The 7,082-nt window shown below is 73.3% G+C and carries 7 protein-coding genes; 3 read left to right on the plus strand and 4 right to left on the minus strand.

The genetic code is table 11. The features are described from left to right. Positions 1-135: 135 nt before the first annotated feature. Positions 136-960, minus strand: a complete 825-nt coding sequence (locus tag ACWEVO_RS25235) for a SigB/SigF/SigG family RNA polymerase sigma factor (protein ID WP_452309993.1) — start codon at positions 958-960, stop codon at positions 136-138. A 345-nt stretch (positions 961-1,305) separates the two neighbouring features. Here ACWEVO_RS25235 and ACWEVO_RS25240 point away from each other — a divergent pair, with 345 nt between their 5' ends. Continuing rightward, entirely contained in the window at positions 1,306-2,061 is a 756-nt protein-coding gene (locus ACWEVO_RS25240; RefSeq protein ID WP_452309994.1) for a hypothetical protein, read from the plus strand. Here the strand turns inward: ACWEVO_RS25240 and ACWEVO_RS25245 are convergent. The 3 genes from ACWEVO_RS25245 to ACWEVO_RS25255 all read right to left on the minus strand — a co-directional run bounded on the left by ACWEVO_RS25245 (position 2,010) and on the right by ACWEVO_RS25255 (position 5,397). After that, positions 2,010-3,599, minus strand: a complete 1,590-nt coding sequence (locus ACWEVO_RS25245; protein ID WP_452309999.1) for a phospholipase D family protein — start codon at positions 3,597-3,599, stop codon at positions 2,010-2,012. The two genes, ACWEVO_RS25240 and ACWEVO_RS25245, sit on opposite strands and share 52 nt — an antisense overlap. Before the next feature lie 318 nt (positions 3,600-3,917). Then, the gene (locus ACWEVO_RS25250; RefSeq protein WP_452309995.1) at positions 3,918-4,904 is read right to left on the minus strand and encodes a pirin family protein; all 987 of its coding nucleotides are present in this window, start codon (positions 4,902-4,904) and stop codon (positions 3,918-3,920) included. Between the two features lie 10 nt (positions 4,905-4,914). Next, positions 4,915-5,397, minus strand: coding sequence for a MarR family winged helix-turn-helix transcriptional regulator (locus ACWEVO_RS25255; RefSeq protein WP_452309996.1), 483 nt, complete (start codon positions 5,395-5,397; stop codon positions 4,915-4,917). Positions 5,398-5,523: 126 nt separating this feature from the next. On the opposite strand from ACWEVO_RS25255, the gene ACWEVO_RS25260 reads away from it, so the two are divergent. Next, positions 5,524-6,051, plus strand: coding sequence for a GNAT family N-acetyltransferase (locus ACWEVO_RS25260; protein WP_452309997.1), 528 nt, complete (start codon positions 5,524-5,526; stop codon positions 6,049-6,051). 391 nt (positions 6,052-6,442) lie between these two features. After that, positions 6,443-7,027 carry a DUF1684 domain-containing protein gene (locus tag ACWEVO_RS25265; RefSeq protein WP_452309998.1) on the plus strand — a complete coding sequence of 195 codons (585 nt, stop codon included), beginning with the start codon at positions 6,443-6,445 and terminating at the stop codon, positions 7,025-7,027. The last annotated feature ends 55 nt before the right edge of the window (positions 7,028-7,082 follow it).

Below are 7,082 nucleotides of genomic sequence, written 5' to 3' on the forward strand. Positions count from 1 at the left end.
CGGAGCCTGCGGTGACCCCGTGGTGGCGGGCTCACGCCGCGCAGAGGCGCAACGCCCGGGAGGTTCAACCACCGCCCGGGCCCGCGTGTAAATCACTTTGCCCGGGCCCGCCGACCCGGCCATCGTCTCCACCCCCTAGTACGTTCCGTCCAGCTGCCCGCGCAGCTTCGTCAGTGCCCGGGCCAGCAGCCGGGACACGTGCATCTGGGAGACGCCGATCTGCTCGGCGATCTGCGACTGGGTCAGGTTGCCGTAGAAGCGCAGCGTGAGGATCTTCTGCTCGCGCTCGTCGAGCGTGGCGAGCGCGGGGCCCAGCGCCACCCGGAGCTCGGCCAGTTCGAACTCGGAGTCCTCGCCGCCGAGCATGTCGCCCAGCTCGGTGGCCCGGTCGCCGTCGCCGGTCGGGGTGGACAGCGACACCGCGTTGTACGCGCGGGCGCCTTCCAGCCCTTCCAGGACCTCTTCCTCGGTGAGGTTGAGGTGGGCGGCGATGTCGGCGACCGTCGGCGAGCGGCCGAGGGTCTGCAGCAGCGAGCTGTTGGCGTCGGAGATCGCCAGCCGCAGCTCCTGGAGGCGACGGGGCACCCGGATGTCCCAGGTGCGGTCGCGGAAGTGCCGCTTGAGCTCGCCGATGATGGTCGGGATGGCGTATCCGGCGAAGTCGACCCCCCGCGACGGGTCGAACTTGTCGATCGCCTTGATGAGGCCGACCGCGGCCGTCTGGGCCAGGTCGTCGGTGGGTTCGCCCCGGCCGCTGTAGCGGTGGGCGAGGTGGTTGGCGAGCGGCAGCCACGCCTCGATGGCCCGGTCCCGCAGCGCGGGGCGGGACGGGTGGTTGGCGGGCAGGGCGGCCATCGCCTGCAGCAGGTCGGCGGCGCTGTCGGTGAGCGCCCGAGGGTCGAGCTTCGCGGAGGTGGACGGCGTTGTCGCCGCCGGCTCGGTCATGGTCTTCGCGGTCATGGGTGGTCCTCCCTGCACCTCGTCCGCGGAAAAAGAAGACGTGACGCTTCGGTTTAGCTTCGTGTAGTCCGTTCGGAAGCCACCTTAACCTGATCGGCTCTGAGAAATCTAGCCGAAAGTACGATGTACTTAAGCCGTGTCGTGGCATGAAAGCCGAAATAGACCGCAAAAGCTCCCGCGAGGCTGGCTCCGAGGGACCCATGCCGGCCAACCCGGACGGTGGGAGCGGTCGGCCGACCGGTCAACGAGAAACCCGATAATCGGCGCGCAGTGTCGACTTTCCGTCGTTGTCCCGCTGACGAGACCGCCCGTAGCGTCCCTGGGATAAACGTCTACGGAGGCACCGTGCTGGATCCCGCCGCTCCGCAACTCGTCGTCAACGCCCCGACGCTGCTGTTCAGCTGGCTGCCGGCGGATCCCGACGCGGTCGCGGCGCTCGTCCCGGCCGGCCTCCGCGCCCGCCCCGACCGCCAGGTCTTCCTCTGCCAGTACGTGGTGGACGACGAGAGCCAGACCTCCGGCTTCGGCCCGTACTCGCTCACCTTCCTGGGCGTCTCGCTGCAGGGCATGAACCCGCCCGACGGGGACACCCCGGGCGGCTGGTGGACCCACTACCTGGCGTCCAGCCCGGTGGTCCGGCAGTACGCCGCCGCCCGCGGCGCCCCGGCGACCGCCGGGGAGACCTGCGTGGCGGTGCGGGGCGGGCGGCTCAGCACCGAGACCCGGGCGGACGGGCGTCCGCTCATCCGGGTGCTGGGCCGGGCCGGGCACACCGGCACCGAGGCGCACAACGGGCACCACCGTTACCTGACCGCGCGCGACGGTGAACTGGTGCTCACCGACTACCCGTACGTCGCGGAGCCGGTGTCGCCGTTCGAGATCGAGTCGGTGGAGTTCCTCGCCCCGGACCACCCGGTCTACGCGCTACGCCCGACCAACCCGTTGCACGTCTGCTGGGGCTTCTACTCGCCCCGGGTCTCGTTCGCGTATCCGGCCCACCCCAACCGGCTGGACGAGCCGGTCCCGGCCGACGAGCCGCCGGCCCGGGTTCACCAGGTGCCCGCCCGCCGGGCCCGCAGCGGCCTGCCGTCCGGGTCGTAGACCAGCCGGTACGCCGGCAGCGCCCAGAGTCGGGTCCGCCAGGGCAACCGCTCCGGCCGGTGCGGCCGCAGCCGGCCCGGCGGCCGGGGCCCGGTACGCCCGGAGGCGTGCCAGCGTTCCAGCGCCTCGGCCGCGCCGGTGATCGCCGCGACCGCGTCCGCCGGGTCGAGCAGGTCGTGGTCCTCCCCGCCGTCCGGGTCCCGGTCCAGGTGCTCCCGCCACAGCCGCAGCCGCAGGTCCCGCGCGAACCGGCGGGCGCCGTCACCGAGCCCCGCCGGGTCGACCGGGGCCCGCTCGTCCCGGGTCTCGTCCAGCACCGCGCAGGACAGCTCGCTGTCGTGCGTCCAGGAGCGGCGGTTGAAGTTGTCGCTGCCCACGCTGGCCCAGACGTCGTCCACCACGCAGACCTTCGCGTGCACGTACACCGGGGTGCCCTCGTGGTTCTCCACGTCGAAGACGTGCACCCGGTCCGGGGCGGCCCGGTGGCACAGCGAGATGGCCTGCTCCCGGCCCACCAGGTTCGGCGGCAGCGCCAGTCGGCCGTCGACGTCCGGGTGGCGCGGCACCACGGCGACCAGGTGCAGGTCCGGTTGTTCCCGCAGGGCCCGGGCGAAGAGGTCGGCGACCTCCGTCGACCAGAGGTACTGGTCCTCCAGGTAGATCAGCCGGCGGGCCCGGTGGACGGCCTTGGTGTAGCCGCGGGCGACCGTCCGCTCCCCGTCCGGCGCGAACGAGTAGCGCGGCCGGACCGCGGGGTAGGTGCGCAACACCTGGATCTGGTGCGGGCCGCAGGGTGGGGGATCGGCCGGCTGGTCCGGCAGCGGGTCCGGGCTCAGGTCCGCGCCGCGCAGCCGGTCCCGCAGGTAGGCCAGCGGGTTCTCCGAGTCCAGCGGCATCGGGTCGGTCCACCGTTCCCGGAACGTGGTGTCCAGCGCACCGACCACCGGGCCGCGCAGGGCGAGCTGGACGTCGTGCCAGGGCGGGTGCGGGCCGTACTTCGGTGACATGGCCACCGCCTGTCGGTCACCGTGGTGCGCCGCGTCGTCCCGGCGGCTGTGGCAGAGATCGATCCCGCCGGCGAACGCCACGTCGCGGGACGGCTCGTCCGGGTGGCGCAGCACCACCAGCTTCTGGTGGTGCGAGCCGCCGCGCCGGACCCGCTGGTCCAGCAGCACCTCGGCGCCGGCCGCGCAGAGCGCCTCGCTGAGGCTGCGGTTCTCCGCCTCGCTGTAGGAGAGCGCGTCGAGGTGGGAGCGCCAGATCAGGCCCTTGACGAGTACGCCGCGCTGGGCGGCCTGGGCGAAGAGCTGCACCACCGTGGGACCGTCGGGCCGCATCCGCTGGTCGGGGTCGCCCCGCCAGTCGGTGAAGAAGAGATGGTCGCCGGCCTTGAGCGCGGCCACCTCCTCGGCCAGCCGGTCGAAGTAGGCGGCACCGTGAATCAACGGCTCGGCGAGGTTTTCCGTCGTCCAGGCGGGTATATCAGAGCCCGGGTTGGCGCGTTCCTGTGCGGTGAGGAACCAGTCCCGCATGGTCACGTTCCAGCCTCCCGAGGTCGACACCGTCCTCACGGTAGGACCCCCGACACGCAGCCGCACGCCGACCGCCCCAGGTCGGCGGGGTTCGGACGCGGGGCCCCACCGCACCCCTGGAGCACGAGAACCGAGGAGGCCGCACCATGCCCGCCGAGACGACTGACACCATGGCCGAGTACCGCGTGCAGGCGGTCGAGAGCGAGCGTGGGGCCCTGGTCGCGGTCTTGGTGATGGTGCTCCTCGGCGTGGCCGGCATCTTCGCCGTCTCCTGAGCCGCCGGCGGGCGCCCGGGCAGTGCCCGAACGCCCGCCGTCCGCGTGCTCAGGGGCGCGCGCCCTCGCCGCCGGTGTGCGGCAGGCGCTCGGCCGGGATCACGCCGAGCCGGCCGGCCTGGTAGTCCTCGACCGCCTGGATCAGCTCGGCGCGGGTGTTCATCACGAACGGGCCGTAGTGCGCCACCGGCTCCCGGATCGGCTGCCCGCCCATGATGTACAGCTCCAGCGCCGGGGTGTTGCCGTCCTGCGCCGCGTCGGCGGTCACCCGCAGCGCGTCGCCCGGGCCGTGCACCGCGAGCTGGCCGACGTGGATCGGCCGGCGGTCGGTGCCGACGGTGCCCCGGCCGGCGAGCACGTAGACCAGCGCGTTGAAGTCCGGCCGCCAGGGCAGGCTCAGCTCCGCACCCGGCTGGAGCGTGACGTGCGCGATGGTGATCGGGGTGTGGGTCGAGCCCGGACCGCGGTGTCCGGCGACCTCCCCGGCGATCACCCGGACCAGCGCCCCGCCGTCGGGCGTGGTGAGCAGCGCCGACTCCCGGCCCCGGATGTCCTGGTAGCGGGGCGCGATCATCTTCGCCACCTTCGGCAGGTTGACCCAGAGCTGGAGGCCGTGGAAGAGGCCACCGCTCATCACCAGGTGCTCCGGCGGCGCCTCGATGTGGAGCAGGCCGCTGCCGGCCGTCATCCACTGCGTGTCGCCGTCGGTGATGGTGCCGCCGCCGCCCTGCGAGTCCTGGTGGTCCATGATCCCGTCGATCATGTAGGTCACCGTCTCGAAGCCGCGGTGCGGGTGCCACGGGGTGCCCTTCGGCTCACCCGGGGCGTAGTCGACCTCGCCCATCTGGTCGAGGTGGATGAACGGGTCCAGCTCGGTCAGCGGCACGCCGGCGAAGGCCCGGCGGACCGGGAAGCCCTCACCCTCGTACCCGCTGGGCGCGGTGGTCAGCCGGCGGACCGGCCGGTAGGTGGTGGACTCGTCCAGCCGGGGCAGGCGGGGCAGGACGAGGACGTCGTCGACGGTGATCGCGGGCATCTCGGGCTCCTTACTTGTCGGCCGGGGTGGACGACGCGTCGCGGTCGGCGCGCAGGCGCTGGCCGAGCCGCTCGAAGACCCGGGTGAGGCAGGCGACCTCGGCGTCGTCGAGGTCGTCGATCAGGTGGGTACGCACGGAGCGCAGGTGGTGGGGCGCGGCCTCGCGCAGCGCCAGCAGTCCGGCGGCGGTCAGCACGGCCTCGCTGCCGCGACGGTCCTCGGGGCAGGACTGGCGGGCGACCAGGCCCCGCTTCTGCATGGAGGAGATCTGGTACGTCAGCCGGCTCGGCGAGAAGACCAGCCGGCCGGCCAGCTCACCCATCCGCAGCCGCTGCCCCGGCGCCTCGGAGAGCAGCACCAGCACGTGGTAGTCGGCGAAGCTCAGCTCGCTGTCCGCGCGCAGGTCGTCCTCGAGCTGGGTGAAGAGCCGCTGGCTGGACTCGATGTACGCGCGCCAGCAGGCCATCCGCTCGCTGTCCAGGCTCTCCGTCATGCCCAGAAGACTAGCACTACTTAAAATTTAAACAAGCCCCCTGACGCGCTTGTGAGCGGGCCGACATCGGAGGTTGCCGCCGGGGATTTTGAAATCTGAACCTGTCGTCATGGCAGACTCCGGCTCGTGGAGAAGCTCGAGCTGATCGCCCCGGGCCTGCTGCTGCGCCCCTGGCGGGACGGGGACGCCCCGGCCGTGCTGGTGGAGCTGGCCGACTCCGAGATCGCCCGGTGGAACGCGCAGGGGGTGACGGACCTGGCGCGAGCCCTCGCCTGGGTGCGCTCGCGCGCCGACTGGAGCTCCGGCACCCACATCTCCCTGGCCATCGCCGACGAGGCGGACGAGACGCTGCTGGGCTCGGTGTCGCTGCACCAGATCCAGGACGGCGACGCCGCGATCGGCTACTGGACGGCCGCCGCCGCCCGGGGCCGGGGGGTCGCCTCCCGAGCGGTCGGCGCGGTCACCCGCTGGGGCTTCGGGAAGCTGGGCCTGCACCGGGTCCAGCTGTGGCACGCGGTCGAGAACGAGGCGTCCTGTCGGGTGGCCGAACGGTCCGGGTACCGCCTGGAGGGCGTCCTTCGGGAATCCCACCGATACGGCGACGGACGCCGGCACGACGAGCACCTGCACGCCCGCCTCGCCACCGACCCCTGACCGCCGGCCCCGCCCCACGCCCGCCCCGCTTTCGCCCTCCGCGCCCGCTTTCGCACTCCCGCGCCCGCTTTCGCCCCGGCCCCGCCCCGCTTGTCGTCGGGCCCGGTTGGACCCCCTCTCGGTCGGGAGTCGGCCCTGTTCCAGTCGCCTTTGCTCTGCTTCAACGCACGCAACACCAATGGCCGCTGGCTGTTGCGCGGGTTGAAGCAGAGCAAAGGGAGCGACGGACTGTTGCCGGACGGGCCCCTGCTCCGCCCGTCGGCGAGCCGCCAATTGCCGGCCGAGCCGGCTGCTGCGCCCGTCGGCGAGCCGCCGCGGTGCGGTGGGCGGCAGCCGGGCAGGGACAGGTGGCCGGGGCCGGCTCGGGGATGGCGGTGGCTAGGGTCGGGGGATGGATGATCTCGACGTCCTCGACTGGCGGGAGCGGGTGGCCCGGCTCTACCTCTCCGACCTCGACCTGGCCGGCCTCCGAGCGGCCCGGGACGAGCTGTTCCGCACCCATCCCGCCAGCCCGCTGCCGGCCGCCGACCGGCCCGGATTCACCGGAGCCCGCTGGTACCCGCCGGACCCGGCGGCCGTGGTCGAGGCGCCGCTGCGCCCGGCCACCGGCACCGAGGCCATCGACACCGGTGGCCCCGACGGGGTCGTCCGGTACCGCCGGGTGGCGGTGGCCGAGACGCCCTGGGGCCCGCTCACCCTCTGGTGGATCGAGGCGTACGGCGGCGGGCTTTTCCTCCCCGTGCGGGACGCCAGCTGCGGCGACGGGAGCTACGGCGGCGGGCGGTACCTCACCGACACCGTGAAGGGCACGTTCGGGCGGGGGCTGACCGTGCTCCCCGGCCACCGGGTCCGGCTCGACGCCAACTACCTCTACAACCCCAGCTGCGCGTACGACGACCGCTGGGCCTGTCCGCTCGCCCCGCCGGAGAACCGGGTGGAGGTGCCGATCCGGGCCGGCGAGCTGGCGTACCACTGAACCGGCGCCGCCCCGGCGCGACGGGCACGGCGGGGCGGCGGGGCAGGGGCGCTCT

It is taken from the genome of Micromonospora sp. NPDC003776 (genome assembly GCF_053605645.1).

Bases quoted from the DNA above. Each gene is read 5' to 3' on its own strand.
- ACWEVO_RS25250 (WP_452309995.1), bottom strand. From the start codon at position 4,904: ATGCCCGCGATCACCGTCGACGACGTCCTCGTCCTGCCCCGCCTGCCC.
- ACWEVO_RS25265 (WP_452309998.1), top strand. From the start codon at position 6,443: ATGGATGATCTCGACGTCCTCGACTGGCGGGAGCGGGTGGCCCGGCTC.
- ACWEVO_RS25255 (WP_452309996.1), bottom strand. From the start codon at position 5,397: ATGACGGAGAGCCTGGACAGCGAGCGGATGGCCTGCTGGCGCGCGTAC.
- ACWEVO_RS25235 (WP_452309993.1), bottom strand. From the start codon at position 960: ATGACCGCGAAGACCATGACCGAGCCGGCGGCGACAACGCCGTCCACC.